Source organism: Streptomyces sp. NPDC058279, from assembly GCF_042881255.1.
Taxonomy (GTDB): Bacteria; Actinomycetota; Actinomycetes; order Streptomycetales; family Streptomycetaceae; genus Streptomyces.
Genome location: NZ_JBHVYA010000003.1, coordinates 1 through 16,875 on the forward strand (window position 1 = coordinate 1; position 16,875 = coordinate 16,875).

General features: G+C 73.1%; 15 protein-coding genes. 8 read left to right on the plus strand and 7 right to left on the minus strand.

The window, feature by feature from the left end; translation table 11 throughout:
* From ACFVXJ_RS07460 to ptsP, 3 genes are all read left to right on the plus strand, one after another.
* On the plus strand, nucleotides 1-267 hold a 267-nt coding region (locus tag ACFVXJ_RS07460; protein ID WP_389660119.1), incomplete at its 5' end, for a hypothetical protein.
* Between the two features lie 336 nt (nucleotides 268-603).
* Entirely contained in the window at nucleotides 604-1,053 is a 450-nt protein-coding gene (locus ACFVXJ_RS07465) for a PTS glucose transporter subunit IIA (protein WP_389660122.1), read from the plus strand.
* A 73-nt stretch (nucleotides 1,054-1,126) separates the two neighbouring features.
* A complete protein-coding gene (gene ptsP / locus ACFVXJ_RS07470) occupies nucleotides 1,127-2,797 on the plus strand; it encodes a phosphoenolpyruvate--protein phosphotransferase (protein WP_389660125.1) in 1,671 nt (556 codons plus the stop codon).
* Between the two features lie 73 nt (nucleotides 2,798-2,870).
* Here ptsP and ACFVXJ_RS07475 read toward each other — a convergent pair whose 3' ends face one another.
* Both ACFVXJ_RS07475 and ACFVXJ_RS07480 read right to left on the minus strand, forming a co-directional pair.
* On the minus strand, nucleotides 2,871-3,848 hold the full coding sequence (locus ACFVXJ_RS07475; RefSeq protein ID WP_389660128.1) for a hypothetical protein: 978 nt from the start codon (nucleotides 3,846-3,848) through the stop codon (nucleotides 2,871-2,873).
* Nucleotides 3,849-3,906: 58 nt separating this feature from the next.
* Nucleotides 3,907-5,883 carry an acetoacetate--CoA ligase gene (locus ACFVXJ_RS07480; RefSeq protein WP_389660131.1) on the minus strand — a complete coding sequence of 659 codons (1,977 nt, stop codon included), beginning with the start codon at nucleotides 5,881-5,883 and terminating at the stop codon, nucleotides 3,907-3,909.
* Nucleotides 5,884-6,104: 221 nt separating this feature from the next.
* On the opposite strand from ACFVXJ_RS07480, the gene ACFVXJ_RS07485 reads away from it, so the two are divergent.
* Nucleotides 6,105-8,450, plus strand: coding sequence for a TIM-barrel domain-containing protein (locus ACFVXJ_RS07485; RefSeq protein ID WP_389660981.1), 2,346 nt, complete (start codon nucleotides 6,105-6,107; stop codon nucleotides 8,448-8,450).
* Between the two features lie 14 nt (nucleotides 8,451-8,464).
* Here ACFVXJ_RS07485 and ACFVXJ_RS07490 read toward each other — a convergent pair whose 3' ends face one another.
* On the minus strand, nucleotides 8,465-8,974 hold the full coding sequence (locus tag ACFVXJ_RS07490) for an NUDIX domain-containing protein (RefSeq protein WP_389660134.1): 510 nt from the start codon (nucleotides 8,972-8,974) through the stop codon (nucleotides 8,465-8,467).
* 29 nt (nucleotides 8,975-9,003) lie between these two features.
* Here ACFVXJ_RS07490 and ACFVXJ_RS07495 point away from each other — a divergent pair, with 29 nt between their 5' ends.
* The 3 genes from ACFVXJ_RS07495 (at nucleotide 9,004) to ACFVXJ_RS07505 (ending at nucleotide 11,423) form a co-directional block, all read left to right on the plus strand.
* Nucleotides 9,004-9,675: a M15 family metallopeptidase gene (locus tag ACFVXJ_RS07495; RefSeq protein WP_389660137.1), complete on the plus strand. Its 672-nt coding sequence runs from the start codon at nucleotides 9,004-9,006 to the stop codon at nucleotides 9,673-9,675.
* A gap of 93 nt (nucleotides 9,676-9,768) precedes the next feature.
* Entirely contained in the window at nucleotides 9,769-10,236 is a 468-nt protein-coding gene (locus ACFVXJ_RS07500) for a Zn-ribbon domain-containing OB-fold protein (RefSeq protein WP_389660140.1), read from the plus strand.
* Nucleotides 10,233-11,423 carry a lipid-transfer protein gene (locus tag ACFVXJ_RS07505; protein ID WP_389660143.1) on the plus strand — a complete coding sequence of 397 codons (1,191 nt, stop codon included), beginning with the start codon at nucleotides 10,233-10,235 and terminating at the stop codon, nucleotides 11,421-11,423. The genes ACFVXJ_RS07500 and ACFVXJ_RS07505 overlap by 4 nt, the downstream gene beginning before the upstream one ends.
* Nucleotides 11,424-11,611: 188 nt before the next feature.
* On the opposite strand, the gene ACFVXJ_RS07510 is transcribed toward ACFVXJ_RS07505, so the two are convergent.
* From ACFVXJ_RS07510 to ACFVXJ_RS07525, 4 genes are read right to left on the minus strand one after another with little or no spacing between them, the layout of a single operon-like run.
* Nucleotides 11,612-12,238: an ATP/GTP-binding protein gene (locus tag ACFVXJ_RS07510; RefSeq protein ID WP_389660146.1), complete on the minus strand. Its 627-nt coding sequence runs from the start codon at nucleotides 12,236-12,238 to the stop codon at nucleotides 11,612-11,614.
* Entirely contained in the window at nucleotides 12,219-12,653 is a 435-nt protein-coding gene (locus tag ACFVXJ_RS07515) for a DUF742 domain-containing protein (RefSeq protein WP_389660149.1), read from the minus strand. Before ACFVXJ_RS07515 ends, ACFVXJ_RS07510 begins: the two co-directional genes overlap by 20 nt.
* A 10-nt stretch (nucleotides 12,654-12,663) precedes the next feature.
* Nucleotides 12,664-13,101, minus strand: a complete 438-nt coding sequence (locus ACFVXJ_RS07520) for a roadblock/LC7 domain-containing protein (RefSeq protein WP_361315579.1) — start codon at nucleotides 13,099-13,101, stop codon at nucleotides 12,664-12,666.
* Nucleotides 13,098-15,968 carry a nitrate- and nitrite sensing domain-containing protein gene (locus ACFVXJ_RS07525; RefSeq protein ID WP_389660152.1) on the minus strand — a complete coding sequence of 957 codons (2,871 nt, stop codon included), beginning with the start codon at nucleotides 15,966-15,968 and terminating at the stop codon, nucleotides 13,098-13,100. The genes ACFVXJ_RS07520 and ACFVXJ_RS07525 overlap by 4 nt, the downstream gene beginning before the upstream one ends.
* Nucleotides 15,969-16,364: 396 nt before the next feature.
* Between ACFVXJ_RS07525 and ACFVXJ_RS07530 the strand changes: the two genes are divergently transcribed.
* Complete coding sequence (locus tag ACFVXJ_RS07530) at nucleotides 16,365-16,799, plus strand: hypothetical protein (RefSeq protein ID WP_389660155.1); 435 nt, start codon at nucleotides 16,365-16,367, stop codon at nucleotides 16,797-16,799.
* Nucleotides 16,800-16,875 lie beyond the last annotated feature (76 nt).

Consider the following 16,875-nt stretch of genomic DNA (forward strand, 5'->3'; position numbering starts at 1 on the left):
TCAAAGGAACCTCATCCACCGAAGTGGACGGGGTATCAACTTCTGGCGTTGATTTTTGGCACGCTGTTGAGTTCTCAAGGAACGGACGCTTCCTTCGTACTCACCCTCGCGGGTTTTCCTCCGGGCGCTTCCTTTGTTCTTCGTTTTGTTCTTGCGTTTCCGACTCTATCAGACTCTTTCGCGCTCTTTTTCCGCCTCCCAGGTCTTCGCTTTCGCGCTTCCCTTTTCGGCGAGTCCGACTCTATCAGTGCTTTTCCGGCTCTCTGACCACTCGCCGTTCTGCCGGAAGGCACACGAAGAGGGTCGGAGCTCAAGATCGGTACTTCAGAGGAGGGTTCCCGTCCATCGGCGGTTCGCGAGATGTTCACGCGGCACGTCCCGGCGGGACTCACGACAGTACAGGGCCGGGAGTGCCCAGGCAAATTGATTCAGGCTATGGTCTAGTCCACTACGTTGGTGTCGCGGCAGCGCGTTTGTGCCCCCTTCGCCGGGGAGCATTTCGTGCCGAACCGGGACATCTCATGACTTACCCTTCTCAAAGTAGGCCGTCCTGACAGATTGTGACGGCCACTCGAAGAAGCCCCACCCCCTGGGAGGCCCTCCATGACCAGCGTGACGTCCCCACTTGCCGGGCGTGCCATCGGACTCGCGGCAGTGCCCGATCCGGTGTTCTCCGGCGCGATGGTGGGACCGGGCACCGCTATCGATCCCGTGCGTGAAGCCTCGGAGGCGGTGGCGCCCGTGGACGGTGTGGTCGTCTCCCTGCACCCGCACGCGTACGTGGTGGTCGACGGTGAGGGGCACGGCGTGCTCACTCACCTCGGGATCGACACCGTTCAGCTCAACGGCGAGGGCTTCGAGCTGCTCGTCAACAAGGGCGACACCGTGACGCGCGGCCAGGCCGTCATCCGCTGGAACCCGGCGGCGGTCGAGGCCGCCGGCAAGTCGCCCGTCTGTCCCGTCGTCGCGCTGGAGGCGTCCGCGGACTCCCTCTCCGACCTCGTCGAGGCCGGGGACGTGAAGGCGTCGGACGTCCTCTTCAGCTGGCAGTGACGTACCGCCCGCGAGGGCGCGTCGGACATCCACCGCGGCTGGCTGGGCCCGCCGCTCAATCGGAGACGGTGAAATGGAGACAACGCTGCGAGGCGTCGGCGTGAGCCACGGTGTGGCGATCGGCGAGGTGCGGCACATGGGCACGGCGGTCCTCGAACCGCCGGCCAAGCAGATCACCGCGGACGAGGCGGAGCGCGAACAGGGGCGTGCCCGTCAGGCCGTGGAGGCCGTGTCGGCCGACCTCATGGCGCGCGGCCACTTGGCCGGGGGGGAGGCCCAGCACGTGCTGGAGGCCCAGGCGATGATCGCCACGGACCCCGAGCTGATGGCGGACGTGGACCGGCGGATCGCCGTCGGGAGCACCGCCGAGCGCGGGATCTACGACGCGTTCGCCTCCTACCGGGACCTGCTCGCGGGCGCCGGGGAGTACATGGCCGGCCGGGTGGCCGACCTGGACGACGTGCGCAACCGCATCGTGGCCCGGCTGCTGGGCGTGCCGATGCCGGGTGTGCCGGACAGCGACGAGCCGTACGTACTGATCGCGCGGGACCTGGCGCCCGCCGACACGGCGCTGCTCGACCCTGCGCTCGTGCTGGGTTTTGTCACCGAGGAGGGCGGCCCGACCAGCCACAGCGCGATCCTCGCGCGGGCTCTGGGCGTGCCGGCGATCGTCGCGCTGCCCGGGGCGTGCGAGATCGCGGAGGGCACGCTCATCGCGGTCGACGGCAGTACGGGTGACCTGTTCGTCGACCCGTCCGACCGCAAGCGGGCCGAGCTGGAGGCCGCGGCTGCCGAGCGGAGGGCGGCGCTCGCCGCGTCGTCGGGGCCGGGGGCCACCTCCGACGGGCACAAGGTGCCGCTGCTGGCGAACGTGGGCGGTCCCGCGGACGTGCCGGCGGCCGTCGAGGCGGGGGCGGAGGGCGTGGGTCTGTTCCGCACCGAGTTCCTGTTCCTGGACGACAGCAAGAAGGCGCCGTCCGAGGAGAAGCAGGTCGAGTCGTACCGCAAGGTGCTGGAGGCGTTCCCCGAGGGCCGGGTCGTCGTACGGGTCCTGGACGCCGGCGCCGACAAGCCGCTGGACTTTCTGACGCCGGGCGACGAGCCGAATCCGGCTCTGGGCGTGCGGGGCCTGCGGACCCTGCTCGACCACCCGGAGGTGCTGCGTACGCAGCTCTCCGCGCTGGCCAAGGCGGCCGAGGGACTGCCGGTCTACCTGGAGGTCATGGCTCCGATGGTGGCGGACCGGATCGACGCCAAGGCGTTCGCCGACGCCTGCCGCGAGGCCGGGCTGCGGGCGAAGTTCGGGGCGATGGTGGAGATCCCCTCCGCCGCGCTGCGCGCGCGCTCGATCCTCCAGGAGGTCGAGTTCCTGTCGCTGGGAACGAACGACCTGGCGCAGTACGCCTTCGCCGCGGACCGTCAGGTGGGCGCGGTGTCGCGGCTTCAGGACCCGTGGCAGCCGGCGTTGCTGGACCTGATCGCCATGTCGGCCGAGGCGGCCAGGGCCGAGGGCAAGAGCTGCGGTGTCTGCGGTGAGGCCGCTTCCGACCCGCTGCTGGCGTGCGTGCTGACGGGTCTGGGTGTCACCTCCCTGTCCATGGGTGCCGCCTCCATTCCGTATGTGCGGGCGACGCTGGCCAAGCACACGCTGGCGCAGTGCGAGCGGGCCGCGGCCGCGGCCCGTGCGGCGGACACGGCCGAGGAGGCCCGGGTGGCGGCGCAGGCGGTCCTCTCCGGCGAGTAGCAGCGGATCGCGCTCCGTCGGGTCGAGGGGTCTTCGCCGGTGGCGAGGGCCCCTCGACCGTTTCCGGCGCCGGTCAGTGGTGGGGGTCCGGGTCGTCCACCTCGTAGCCCGGGCAGTACTCCACCCCTGGTTCGGGGGCGACGGGGTCACCGGTGTCCGCGTCGGTGCAGTAGGCGTTGAAGACCGCCGCCGCGGAGAGGGCGACCAGGCGGCCGCGGTCCAGACGCCAGCCGTGGACACGGTCCGGGCAGTCCTCGGAGGTGCTGCGGAGCACCAGTCCCCCGGCGCCGCCGAGGGCGATGCCCGCGGCCAGGACGGTCACGAAGTCCATGCCTTCGCGACCCTCGATCCGGGGCCGGGACTCGGCTCCGGGCGCCTCGGCGTGCAGGACGGCCACGAGTTGTTCGGTGTCGGTGGGCACGCTGCAGACGAGGTGGTGGTGGCCGGGTCCGGCGCCGTCGACGAGGCGTTTGAGCGCGCCCGCGGCGCGTTCGAAGGAGGCTTGGCCGATGTCCTCGCCGCAGTCCGCGCAGGTGCCGACGCCGGCGAGGAGAGTGGTGGCGTACTCCCAGGTGGCCTGCCGGACGGCCTCGTCGAGCAGGAGCGGGACCAGTTCCGCGATGGGTTGGCCCGTGTAGGGGAGGCTGCCGCTCGCGCCGGCGAGTTCGGCGGTGAAGCGGGTCCTGGCCTCGGCGGTGTCCGGGTCGAGGCCGTGTTCCGTGCAGTAGTCGGCGTACTCCTCGGGGTCGAAGAGGGCGACGGTGGCGTGTACGCCCTGCGCGGCGAGGGAGCGGAGCAGGGCCTCCACGTGTTCGAGGTAGTCGGCGTAGTCGCAGTGGGTGTCGAACGGGAAACTGCGGTAGTGGCGCATGGCCGCGAAGTCCCCGGCGTCGGCGAGGAGACCGAGGGTGCTGGGGACTTCGCGGCGCAGTCGGCGGCGCAGCGTTCGGCGGTCGGCGCGGCGGCCGGACCCGCCGGCGCGGGTGGATGTCGTGTCCGTGGCGCCGCCGGTGGTGCTGTTGGTGTGGGTGGTGGCGTTCGTGTCTGGCATGGCTCCCCCTGGGTGTCGCAACGCATTGCTCACTCAGAGTAACCACGACCACTGACAGTCACCTCCGGCCGCGGCCCAGCTCCTCGTAGAAGGCCAGCAGTTCCGGGCGGTCGACCGAACCGATGTTGACCGCCTTGTCCATGGGGGTGCCCTGGAGGAGGCGCTTGACGGGGACCTCGATGCGCTTGCCCGTGAGGGTGTGCGGGACCGCCGGGATCTCGATGATCTCGTCGGGCACGTGCCGCGGGGAGAGCTCCGCGCGGATCGTCGCCTTGATGCGGGCGCGCAGGTCGTCGTCGAGGCCGGCCCCGGGCGCGAGGTGGACGAACAGCGGCATCCAGTAGCCGCCGTTCGGCTCCTCCAGGCCGATGACCAGGGATTCCTTGATCTCGGGGAGGCGTTCGACGGCTTCGTAGATGTCGGCGGAGCCCATCCGGACGCCCTGCCGGTTGAGCGTGGAGTCGGAACGGCCGTGGATGACCACCGAACCGCGGTCGGTGATCGTGATCCAGTCGCCGTGCCGCCAGACGCCGGGGAACATCTCGAAGTAGCTCTCGCGGTAGCGGCTGCCGTCCGGGTCGTTCCAGAAGCGGATCGGCATGGACGGCATGGGGTTGGTGACGACGAGTTCCCCGACCTCCCCGACGAGCGGCTTGCCGGAGGGGTCCCAGGACTGCAGGTCCGTGCCCAGCGAGGGGGCCTGGAGTTCGCCGATGTGGACGGGGAGGGTGGCGACGGCGCCCGCGAAGCAGCTGCAGACGTCGGTGCCGCCGCTGACGGAGGCGATCCAGAGGTCTTCGGCCACCTCGTCGTGCAGCCAGCGGAAGCCGTCGGGCGGCAGCGGCGAGCCGGTGGTGGCGACGCACTTCACGGCGGACAGGTCGTAGTCGCGCGAGGGGTGGACCTCGGCCTTGCGGCAGGCCATGACGTACGCGGCCGAGGTCCCGTACAGGGTGGCCCCGGTCAGTTCGGCGATGCGCCACTGGGCGCCGGTGTCCGGGTAGCCGGGGCTGCCGTCGTAGAGGACGACCGTCGTTCCGGTGAGCAGGCCGGAGACGAGCAGGTTCCACATCATCCACCCGGTGGAGGTGAACCAGAAGAACCGGTCCTGCGGGCCGAGGTCGCTGTGCAGGCCCAGCTGCTTGAGGTGTTCCAGGAGGATGCCGCCCTGGGACTGGACGATCGCCTTGGGCAGGCCGGTGGTGCCGGAGGAGTAGAGGACCCAAAGGGGGTGGTCGAAGGGGACCTGCTCGAAGACCGGCTCCACGTCCGCCGCGACCAGCTCCGGCCAGGCGAGGGCGCCCTCGGGGGCCGGCGTGCCGAGCAGCGGGATGTGGACGACGGCGCGCAGCGAGGGCAGCTCGGCGCGCAGTTCGGCGACGGTGTCTCGGCGGTCGTGTTCCTTGCCGCCGTAGCGGTAGCCGTCGACGGTGAACAGGACGACGGGCTCGACCTGCTGAAAGCGGTCGAGGACGCTGCGGGCGCCGAAGTCGGGGGCGCAGGAGGTCCACACGCCGCCGACGGCAGCGGTCGCGAGGAGTGCGACGACGGCTTCGGGGATGTTGGGGAGGTAGCCGCCGACCCGGTCGCCGGGGCGTACGCCGAGGGCGCGCAGTTCGGCGGCGAGCGAGCCGACCTGGCGGCGGAGCTCGGCCCAGGAGACGGGGACGGGCCGGTGGCCCTCGTCGACGCAGAGCAGGGCCGGCTCGGCGGCGCGGGCCGGGTCCTCGGCGGCGCGCAGGGCGTGCTCGGCGTAGTTGAGGGTGGCGCCGGTGAACCAGCGGGCGCCGGGCATGGAGCGGTCGGCGAGGACCGACTCGTAGGGGGTGCCGAAGCGGACGTCGAACCACTCGGCGACGGCCTGCCAGAACGTGTCGAGTTCGTCGACGGACCACCTGTGGAGGGCGGGGTAGCCGCCTTCGGCGGGGGCGCCGTGGTGCTCGGCGGCCCACTCCTGGAATGCGGTGATCCGGGCCGCGGCGATCCGTTCGGGGCCCGGGGTCCAGAGGGGTTCCGGCGGGGTGGCTGAGGTCATGGGTCGGCTCCCGGTCGACTGTGTGGCTCGCGCTTCGTGTGCGTACGGTGCCATCGCGCGATCGGTGCGCGCGCGGCGGCTCACAGGGACGATGCCATGTGATCGACATCCGCACCAGAGCGGTCCCGGGCGGCGGTGTGATCGTCCCCCGGGCCGCGTCGGCGGGTGAACGGCAGTTGAACGCGGCCCGCTCGGCCGGGGCCGGTGGCAGGGTGAGCGCCATGGACGGTCGTGATCTGGTGCGTGGGGTGTGGGAGATCGGTACGGCGCGCGGACGGCGCGCCTGGCGCGCGGCCTGGGTGCGTCGGCGCGCGGACGCCGTGGGGCTTGCGCGCCGGGGCGCGGAGCGGGCGCGGGTGCCGGGGCTGCTGACGGGTACGGAGCCCAGGCCGGGCGGGGGTGTGCTGCGGTTCGCGCGTTCGGAGCTGCTGGTGCGGGTGACGGTGGGCGGCGCGGTGTTCTGGGGGTGGGACGGGGCGGAGCCGACGCCGTCGTACGCGGTGGTGGGCGAGGGCCCCGAGCCGGATCCGCGCGCCGTACTGGAACCGGACACCGGGGGCGGTTGGCGGGTGGTGTCGGAGCGGGTGACGGTGGCGGTGTCCCGGCAGGGGGCGGTGGAGGTGCGTACGCCGGGCGGGACGGTGTTGCGCCGGGAGGCGCCGCCGCGCTGGTGGGAACCGGTGGAACCGGGCCGGGGCGAAGCGCGGTGGCAGGTGCGCGCGGAGGTCCCGGCGGACGCGCGGTTCTTCGGGCTGGGCGGCCGGGCCGCGGGGCCGCGGCTGCGGGACGGCTCCTACCGGCTGTGGAACACCGATCCGAAGGGCGGTTTCGGGCCGGGTGACGATCCGCTGTACCTGACGATGCCGGTGCAGTGGGTGGTCGCCGACGCGGGGACGCACCTGATGTTCCACGACAACACCTGGGACGGGCACGTGGTGTTGCGCGAGGGCGAGGAGGGGGCGGGTTCGGGGGCGGACCGGCCCGGGACGACGGAACTGCGTGCGGAGGGCGGCCCGTTGCGCTGCTGGGTGTTGGTGGGGACGCCGGCCCGGGTGTCGCAGGTCTGGTCGGGGCTGACGGGGGCGGCGGCCGTGCCCCCGCAGTGGGCGCTGGGCTACCAGCACGCGCGCTGGGGGTTCGGCAGCGCGGCGGAGGTGCGGCGGGTGGTGGCGGGCTACGCGTCGCGGGGGCTCCCCTTGTCGGCGGTGCACCTGGACATCGACCACTACGACGACCACCGGGTGTTCACGGTGGACCGGGAGCGGTTCCCCGACCTGCCCGCGCTGGCGGCTGAGTTGGCGGCGGACGGCGTGCGGCTGGTGTCGATCGTCGATCCGGCGGTGAAGGCCGGCGACGCCCTGCACACGGAAGGGCTGGGGGTCGGCGAGCGGGGGGCGTTCGTGCGGGACGCGCGGGGTCGGGAGGTGCGGGGCGAGGTGTGGCCGGGCGAGTGCGCGTACCCGGACTTCACGGATCCGGCGGTGCGCCGGTGGTGGGGCGGTCTGTACGAGGAGCGCCTCGCGCAGGGCTTCGCCGGTTTCTGGCACGACATGAACGAGCCCGTCGCGTTCGCGGCGTTCGGTGACGCGACGCTGCCCCGTTCGGCGCGGCACGTGCTGGAGGGGGCGGGAGGGGACCACCGGGCCGCGCACAACGTGTACGCGCTGGGGATGGCGCGGGCCGGTTGGGAGGGGTTGCTGCGGCTGCGGCCCGCCGAGCGGCCGTTCCTGTTCTCCCGGTCGGGGTGGGCGGGGATGCAGCGGTACGGGGGCACCTGGTCGGGGGATGTGGAGAGCAGTTGGGAGGGGATGCGGGCCTCCCTCGCGCTGGTGCTGGGGCTGGGCCTGTGCGGGGTGCCGTACTCGGGCCCGGACGTCGGGGGCTTCGGGGGGTCGCCGTCGCCGGAGCTGTTCCTGCGGTGGTTCGAGCTGGGGGCGTTCCTGCCGCTGTTCCGTACGCACGCGGCGATATGGGCGGGTCGGCGCGAGCCGTGGGAGTTCGGGCCGGGGGTCGAGGAGGCGGCGCGGGCGGTGTTGGCGGAGCGGGAGCGGTTGCGGCCCTACTTCGTGACGCTGGCCCACCTGGCGCGGCGGACGGGGGCGCCGTACGTACGGCCGCTGTGGTGGGGAGCGCCGGAGGACCGGAGGCTGCGGGACTGTGAGGACGCGTTCCTGCTGGGGGACGCGCTGCTGGTGGCGCCGGTGTTGGAGTGCGGTGCGGACCGGCGGGCGGTACGGCTGCCGAGGGGGCGCTGGTACGACACGGCCACCGGGGCGGCGCACGAGGGGCCGGGGCAGGTGCTGCTGGACGCCCCGCCGGGGCGGACGCCGGTGCTGGCCCGGGCGGGGTCGGTGCTGCCGGTCCGCGGGGCGGACGGGGCGGTGGTGTTGGAGGTGTGGGCTCCGGCGCGGGGGCGGACCGGGGGCGGGGTGGTCGTGCGGGATCCCGGGCCGGGCTTCGAGCCGGGCCGGGTGGAGCGGTACGCCGTGCGGTGGGCCGGGGAGGCGGTGGTGGTGGAGGACGAGGCGGGCGAGCCGGTGGCCGGGGTGGTGGTGAGGGGGGTGTGAGGGGCGTCCGGTGATCAGGCGTACTGGCCGGCGAACCAGGCGGCGACCGCCCGGGTGTGCAGGGGGAAGGCCAGCTCCGCCGGGGACCGCAGGATGTGCCAGCCGTCCGTCTCGTCGGTCGGCGCGGAGGGCGGGAGGGAGGCCGCGGGGCGGGTCGGGAGGAGACCGAAGAGGAGCAGGTGGCCGGCCGGGGAGCTGAGGGCGTCGGCCAGGACGACTCCCGAGGCGGGTTCCTCGATGCGCGTCTCTTCCCGGAGTTCGCGTACGACCGCGTCCTGCCACGGCTCGGCGAAGTCGACGAAACCGCCGGGTAGGGCGACTTCGCCGAGGGCCGGTTCGATGGTGCGGGTGACGACGACGAGACCGGTTCCCTGTTCGTCCTCGACGGGGAGGAGGGCGACGGCGACGGGGAGCGGGTTGCGGTAGGTGGTGGTCGCGCAGGCACCACACGTACGCGGCCAGTCGGCGGTGTCGAACGGAGCTCCGCAGGTGGAGCAGTGCGAGTCCCTCAGGTGTCCCGGCATCCGGCGATGGTATGCCAAGGGGAATGAGGATGTCGGCCCTCGCGGCCTTGTTGTGGGTGCTGCTCGGCGGGTCGGCGGGGCCCGGTTTCGTGGCGCTGTCGGACGTCGATCCGACGATCGCGCAGGACGTGCGGTACGCGTCGGCGCACAACTTCACCGGCCGCCCCGTCGTGGGGTACGAGGAGCCGGTCTGTCTGCTCGCCCGGCCCGCCGCCGAGGCGTTGCGGAGGGCGCAGCGGGACCTGTCGCGGCGCGGGTACGGGCTGCTGGTGTACGACTGCTACCGGCCGCAGCGGGCGGTGGACGCGTTCGTGCGGTGGGCCGGGGACGCGGGGGACCAGGCGACGAAGGCGGAGTTCTATCCGCGCGTGGACAAGCGCCGGCTGATTCCCGAGGGGTACATCGCGCCGAGGTCGGGGCACAGCCGGGGCAGCACTTTGGATGTGACGCTGGTGGCGTTGCCGGGCGGTCGGGCGCTCGACATGGGGACGACCTTCGACTTCTTCGATCCGCTCTCCCACACGGACGACGCCCGGGTGGCCGGGCCGGCGCGGGCGCACCGGGAGCTGCTGGGTCGGGCGCTCGCGGCGCGGGGGTTCGTCAACCTGCGCGAGGAGTGGTGGCACTTCACGTACGCGCCGGAGGCGTACCCGGACACCTACTTCGACTTTCCGGTCTCCGTGAGGGCCGGGGGCCACTGACCGGCGGGCGCGCCTGACCCGGTGACCGGGGCGGGGCACTCGTGCCACACTCCTCTTCTGACGATCCGTCAGCTAAGGAGTGAGGGAGGGGCCTTGGAACGCACACGTACGCCCGTCGTGGGCGGGTGGTTCACCGGCACGGAGGGGGCCGGGGACTTCCGGCTGCTCGGCACCCGGTGTTCCGCCTGCGCCGCCGTGTTCTTCCCGCGCGAGGACGCGTACTGCCGCAACCCGCGCTGCGCGGGGGGCGGGGAGCTCGCCGAGGTGCCGCTGTCCCGGCGCGGGCGGATCTGGTCCTACACCGACGGGCGCTACCGGCCGCCCGCGCCGTACGTGTCCGACCCGGACGCGCCCTGGGAGCCGTACACCCTGATCGCGGTGGAGCTGGCGGCCGAGGGGATGGTCGTACTGGGGCAGGGGGCGCCCGGGGTGACGGTGGCCGATCTGGCGGTCGGTATGGAGGTCGAGGTGGTCGGCGGGGTGCTGAACGAGGACGCCGGGACGGTGTGGACCACCTGGCGGTTCCGTCCGGTGGCCGCGGGGGCGGGGGTGCGCGCGTGAGCGCCGACATCGCCGTACTGGGGGCCGGGATGCACCCGTGGGGCAAGTGGGGCCGCAGCTTCGTCGAGTACGGGCGGGCCGCGGCGAAGGCCGCGCTGGCCGACGCGGGCCTGGAGTGGACGGACGTCCGGTCCATCGTCGGCGCCGACACCGTCCGCTCCGGGTATCCGGGGTACGTGGCCGGGGCCACCTTCGCGCAGGCGCTCGGCTGGCAGGGCGCGCGGGTGACCAGCGTGTACGCGGCCTGCGCGTCCGGCGCCCAGGCCATCGGCGCCGCCCGGGCACAGATCCTGGCGGGACTGGCCGAGGTGGTGCTGGTGGTGGGGGCCGACGCGGCGCCCAAGGGGTTCTTCGCACCCGCGGGCGGGGAGCGGCCCGACGATCCGGACTGGCTGCGGTTCCGGGTACTGGGGGCCACGAACCCGGCGTACTTCGCGCTGTACGCGCGCCGTCGGATGGCGCTGTACGGGGACGACCCCGAGGATTTCGCGGAGGTGAAGGTCAAGAACGCGGCGGCGGGGGCGCTCAACACGTACGCCCGCTACCGCAGGACGGTCACCGCCCGGGAGGTGGCGGCCTCGGCGGTCGTCGCCGATCCGCTGCGCCTGCTGGACATCTGCGCGACCTCGGACGGCGGGGCCGCCCTGGTGCTGACCAGCATGGAGTTCGCGCGCTCGCGCGGGGTCACGGACCCGGTACGGATCAGGGCGGTGTCGACGGTGACGCCCACGTACCCCCGGACCCTGTTGGACCTGCCGGACATCGCGACCGACGCGGTGAGCGCCGCGGCTCCGGCCGGCGGGTCGTTCCGGGCCTCGATCGCGCGGGCGGCGTACGAGGAGGCGGGGCTGGGGCCGGAGGACCTGTCGCTCGCGGAGGTGTACGACCTGTCCACGGCGCTGGAGCTCCAGTGGTACGAGGACATCGGGCTGTGCGGCGAGGGTGAGGGGGCCAAGCTCGTACGGGAGGGGGCGACGGCGCTCGGCGGGCGGATCCCGGTGAACACCAGCGGCGGGCTCGCCTCGTTCGGGGAGGCGGTCCCGGCGCAGGCGATCGCCCAGGTGTGCGAGCTGACGTGGCAGTTGCGGGGGGCCGCCGGGGACCGGCAGGTGGCGGGGGCGCGGGCCGGGATCACCGCCAACCAGGGCTTGTTCGGGCACGGTTCGGCGGTCGTCGCGGTGCGGTAGGCGCCCGACGCCGGTCGTGACCGGCGGGTGCTGTCCGAACGCTTGACGGCCCCCGGTGACGGGTTCACACTCTCCCCACGGTCCCGCGCACGACGGACCCCCGAACCCCCCATGTGAGCCGCGGCCCGTACCCCAGTCGGCGGGGGTACGGGCCGCCTCCGCGTGCTCGCGGCCGCGTCAACCCCTCGTCAGGCTCCGGCCGTCAGACTGTGGCGGCGGGCCCGGGCTTGCGTCATGGCGTGTTCCACGACCCCGACCAGGACGTCCTTGACCGACTCCCGGTCGCGGGCGTCGGTGAGCAGCACCGGCACCTCGGGGTCGAGGTCGAGGGCCTCGCGCACGGTCACCACCGGGTGCCGGTCCGCGCCGTCGAAGCAGTTGACCGCGACCACGAACGGGATGCCGCGCCGCTCGAAGTAGTCGATGGCGGCGAAGCAGTCCGCGAGGCGCCGGGTGTCGGCGAGGACGACGGCGCCCAGCGCCCCCTGGGCCAGCTCGTCCCACAGGAACCAGAAGCGGTCCTGTCCGGGCGTGCCGAAGAGGTACAGCACCAGGTCCTCGCGCAGGGTGATGCGGCCGAAGTCCATGGCCACGGTCGTGGTGCTCTTGCCCTCCACTCCCCCGGTGTCGTCGATGCCGATGCCCGGTTCGGAGAGGCGTTCCTCCGTCCGCAGCGGTCTGATCTCGCTCACCGCACTGACCAGGGTGGTCTTGCCCACCCCGAAGCCGCCCGCGACCAGGATCTTGAGGGTCAGCGGCTCGACCGGCGACACGGCATGCATGGCGCCGGTGCGGCTAGAGCGCCCGAAGGCCATCGATCACCTCACGCAGAATGGATTCGTCGGGCAGTTCGGCCGGTGGTACCGGCCGGGTCACGTGGACCAGTTCGTCGTCGACGAGGTCGCCGATCAGGACGCGGACGACGCCGACCGCGAGGTCGAGGTCGGCCGCGAGTTCCGCGACGGACTGGGGGTGTTCCCGGCACCTGCCCAGGATGTGGGCGTGTTCCGGGGACAGGGTCAGGTCCCAGACCGGATCGTCGGCCGCCGGTTCGGCGACGACGAGCGCGATCAGGTCGAGGCGGTGCTGGCCCGCGTGACTGGTGCGCCCGCGGGTCATGGCGTACGGGCGCACGACGGGGCCCGCCTCGTCGTCGAACCAGTGCGGGTGTGCGGGATCGTCCGCCCCGTCCGGGGGTCGCTCGGGGTGGTACCGGCCTGAATCGCTCATGCCGTCCGACTCACCCTCCGGCTGGCAGCCCGGAGCGCGGGGCGGTCGCCAGGTGGTCGCCGACGCGCTTGACCATGAGGGTCATCTCGTACGCGACCTGGCCGACATCGGACTCGGCGTCGGCCAGCACGGCCAGACAGCTGCCGTCGCCCGCGGCCATGACGAACAGGAACGCCTCGTCCAGTTCGACGACGGTCTGGCGGACGCTGCCGGAGTCGAAGTGCCGGCCGACGCCCTTGGCCAGGCTGTGGAAGCCGGAGGCGACGGCCGCCAAGTGCTCGCTGTCCTCGCGGGTCAGGTCCTTGGAGCTGCCGGTGGGCAGCCCGTCGCCGGAGAGGACGACCGCCTTGCGGATGCTGCCCACCTTGTCGACGAGCTCGTCGAGGAGCCAGTTGAGCGGGCCGGAGCCGCGGCTCCTGGTGTCGTTGCCGGTCTGCGGTGCGGTCATCGACCGTCCCCTTCGTTCTCGGATCCGGGGCCCGGGGCGGCGGAGGTGCCGCCCTCGGCCCCGGACTGCTGCGGTGCGTGCTGGTTGCGACCCGCCGTCCAGCCGCGCTGGAGGGCGGACATGCGCGTACGTACGTCCTCCGCGTCACGGTCGGTGACCGGCTTCGCGGTGGTGTCGGCCGGTGCGGGGGCCGGGGCGTTCTTGAGCTGGGGCGCCAGGTTGGCCTGCCGGATCCGCCGGGGAAGGCCGGCGGGGCCGGGCGCGGGCGCGCTCGGAGCGGAGGTCTCGGCACGGGCCGACTCCGGTGCCTGCCCGGCGCGTCCGACCATCGACACGGTGCGGGGTTCGACGCGTCGGCCGTGGTCGGCGACCAGGGTCGGGGTCGGGCGGCGGCGGGGCAGCGGGATCGCCCCGGAGGTGCGGGGGGCGTCGGGGTCGGTGCGCGGGTCGGTGCGCGGGCGCTCCATGCGGACGGGGCCGGTCGGGGCGACGCCTTCGCGGTCGCCGGTGGGGTCCGGGCCGCGCTCGCGGTGGCGTTCGCCGAGCCGGTCGCCCTTGCGGGCGGCGGCGCGCTCCGCGTGCCGGTCGCTGCCCGGGCGGCCCGCGGGGCGCAGTCCGAGGACGGCGCCGGGGATGCCGCCGGGCGGGGTCTCGTCGTCGAGGGTGGCCATCGGGGGACGGCCGCCGACTCCGGTGAGGCCGGCGATCCCGGTGGTGATCTCGTCGAGGTTCGCGGGGTCGACGTCCAGGCCGTCGGCGCCGTCCGGGCCGAGGACGCCGAGCGGCCCCTCCAGCTCGACGGGGCCGTTCAGCACCCCGGCGGGCAGTGGCCGGCCGGCCGGTGTGCCGCCGAGGGTCGCGGCACCGCCCTTGCCGGAGGTCACCTGCCACGCCGCCTTGCCGGTCTTGGCGTTCTTGCCGGCCTTGGCGGTCTTGAGCCCGTCGAGGCGGATGCCGGTGCCGTTGGTGTCGGGCGCGTCGGTGAGCAGTTCCGCCGGGAGGAAGACCACGGCGGTGGTGCCCCCGTACGGGCTCGGCTGGAGGACCACCCTCACGCTGTGGCGCCGGGCGAGGCGGCTGACGACGAACAGACCGAGCCGGTCGGTGTCGGAGAGCTCGAAGTCGGGGGTCTCGGCGAGGCGCAGGTTCGCGTCGAGCAGCGCCTCGGGGGTCATGCCCAGACCCCGGTCGTGGATCTCCAGGGTGAAGCCGTTGGCCACCCGCTCGCCGTGGACCTGGACGGCGGTGTGCGGCGGGGAGAACACGGTCGCGTTCTCCAGGAGTTCGGCGACGAGGTGGGTGACGTCGGCCACGGCCGGGCCCTCGATGCCGATGCGCGGGAGTCTGCGGACCTCGATGCGCTCGTAGTCCTCGACCTCCGCGACGGCGGCCCGTACGACGTCCATCAGCTGCACGGGCTTGCGCCACTGGCGGGAGGGCGCGGCGCCGGAGAGGATCACCAGGCCCTCGGCGTGCCGGCGCATGCGGGTGGTCATGTGGTCGAGGCGGAAGAGGTCGGCCAGTTCCTCGGTGTCCTCGGTGCGCCGCTCCATGGTGTCGAGCAGGGTGAGCTGGCGGTGCAGCAGGACCTGGTTGCGGCGCGCCAGGTTGACGAAGACCTCGGAGACGCCCCGACGCAGTTCGGCCTGTTTGACGGCGGCTTCCACGGCGGCGCGCTGGAGGCTGTTGAGGGCGAGGGCGACCTGGCCCACCTCGTCCTTCTCGAATTCCAGCCTCGGCGCCTCGGTCTCCACGTCGATGAGTTCGCCGGCCGCCAGGCGGCGCATCACGCCGGGCAGCCGGACGCCCGACGCCTCGTGGGCGTCCTTGCGGAGCCGGGACAGGTCGCGGATGAGGTCGCGGCCGATGCGGACGGACATGACGAGGGAGACGATCAGGGCGATGAAGCCGAGGACGCCGGCGACGGCGGCCTGGAGCAGCACGTTCATGGCGACGGGCTTGACGCGGTCCTGGTAGCGGTCGCCGGCGGCGGTGTTCATGGCGGCGAGGTCGCCGAGCACCTTGGCGGCGGCCTCGTCCCACTGGGTGGCGGTGAGGGTGCGCGGGGGCTTGGCGGCGCCACCGGAGATGAATCGTTCCTCCGCGTCGCGCAGCGCCTTGGTCTCGGGGCCGGACCAGTACTGCTCGAAGATGTCGCGGTCTTCGGCGGGGAGGATCGCGAGGTTGAACTCGTAGAGCAGCGCGCGGTTGGCGGTGTAGTCCGAGACGCTGCGGACGTCGGCGGCGCCGATGTTGCGGGCGGCCAGGGCGGAGGCGATGACGGCGTCCTCGCGGGACAGGGTCTCGCGGGCGCGGGTGATCCCGACGAGCGCGCGGCCCTCCTTGTCCATCTCCACGTCCTCCAGGGCGTGGAGGTTCATCAGGAACTCGTAGCAGGGGTCGACGAGCCGGCTGTAGAGGTCCAGGGCCTGGCCGGGGGCCAGGCTGTTCTGGTCGACGGAGTGCCGTAGCGCCGCGATGCCGTGGAAGGCGTCGAGGATGGAGCGCAGCCGCTGCGCGTTGGCGGGGCTGAGCTGGTCGACGACCTTGGGGTTGGAGGCGTTCGCGGTGATGTCCTGGACGGCCGTGTCGGTGGCGGTACGGCTCTTGGCGAGTTCGGCGGTGGCGGCCGAGGCCCGGGGGTCGCCGATGACGACGAGGGTCTGGCGGCGTTCCTTCTGCAGGACGCGGACGACGTCCTCGATGGGGTAGCCGACCTTGGCGATCACGGGAGCCACGCCGAGCAGCTGCACGGCCTGGCGGCCGGTGATGAAGGTGGCGAAGCCCCAGAGGGCGGTCAGGGAGACGAGCGGCACGAGGAGCAACGCCACGATCTTCCTGCGGATCGACTTCCCGCGAAAGCGCATGGCCTCCCCAGCCTCCCCCAGGTCAACCCCGTTGCCGGGGTCGGTGTTCCGTCATTTAAACGGCGTGAGCCTACTACTGCCGGGGAGCGGCATCGAAGGCGTGTCCGGACGTTTTCGGCCTGCTCCCCTTGCGAAGATCATGAGTTGTCCTGCGCTTCCGGGCAAGTCCGGCCCGTTATGTGGCACATGACTGCTCGTGGGGTGTCGGTTCCCGGTCATGGATGGATGGCTGGAATTCTGCCGTCCGGGCCCGCGCGGGCCGCTGTGAACCGATTTCGGATTCCGGGAATCTCCCGGCCTTGCCGATCGTCTGACAGGAAGGACGGTCGAATCACCACATGGGGGTATGAGGTGAGGGTAGGCAACGCGGACCGTGCGGTGGGGAGTGAGCGGACCATGAGCACGACGGACGACGCAATGACGGTGACGGCCACGAGGCGGTCTCTGTGGGTGGAGGAGCCGGCGCGCCGGTACCGGACGCCCGATCCGGTACGGACTTCGGCGGTACGGGCGGTGCTGATAGTGGCCCTGACCCTGATGCAGGCGACGGTGAGTTTCTTCCTGGCACTCACCGGCTCGTGGCTCGCGCTGCCGATGGTGCTCGGCGCGATAGCGGGGACGGTGGTGGCCACCTGGGCCGTGCTGGACGTGGTGATCACCCGGCAGACGTGGAACCAGCGTCACGGGGTGGTGTCCCAGCCGAGCAGCACGGCGCGCGTCCACCGCCGGGAGGAGCGCCGGGCCGGCCGGGAGGCCGGTGCGGGGGCGTCGGGCCGGGCGCCGCGCATACGCCCGGCCGAGGGCGGCCGGCTGGCTGCCCACGGCCGCTGACGGTACGGGGCTGACGCGTCGGGTCCGGACCGACGGGCCGGGGCTGGCGGCTCGGGGCTGACGGCTCGGGGCGGCC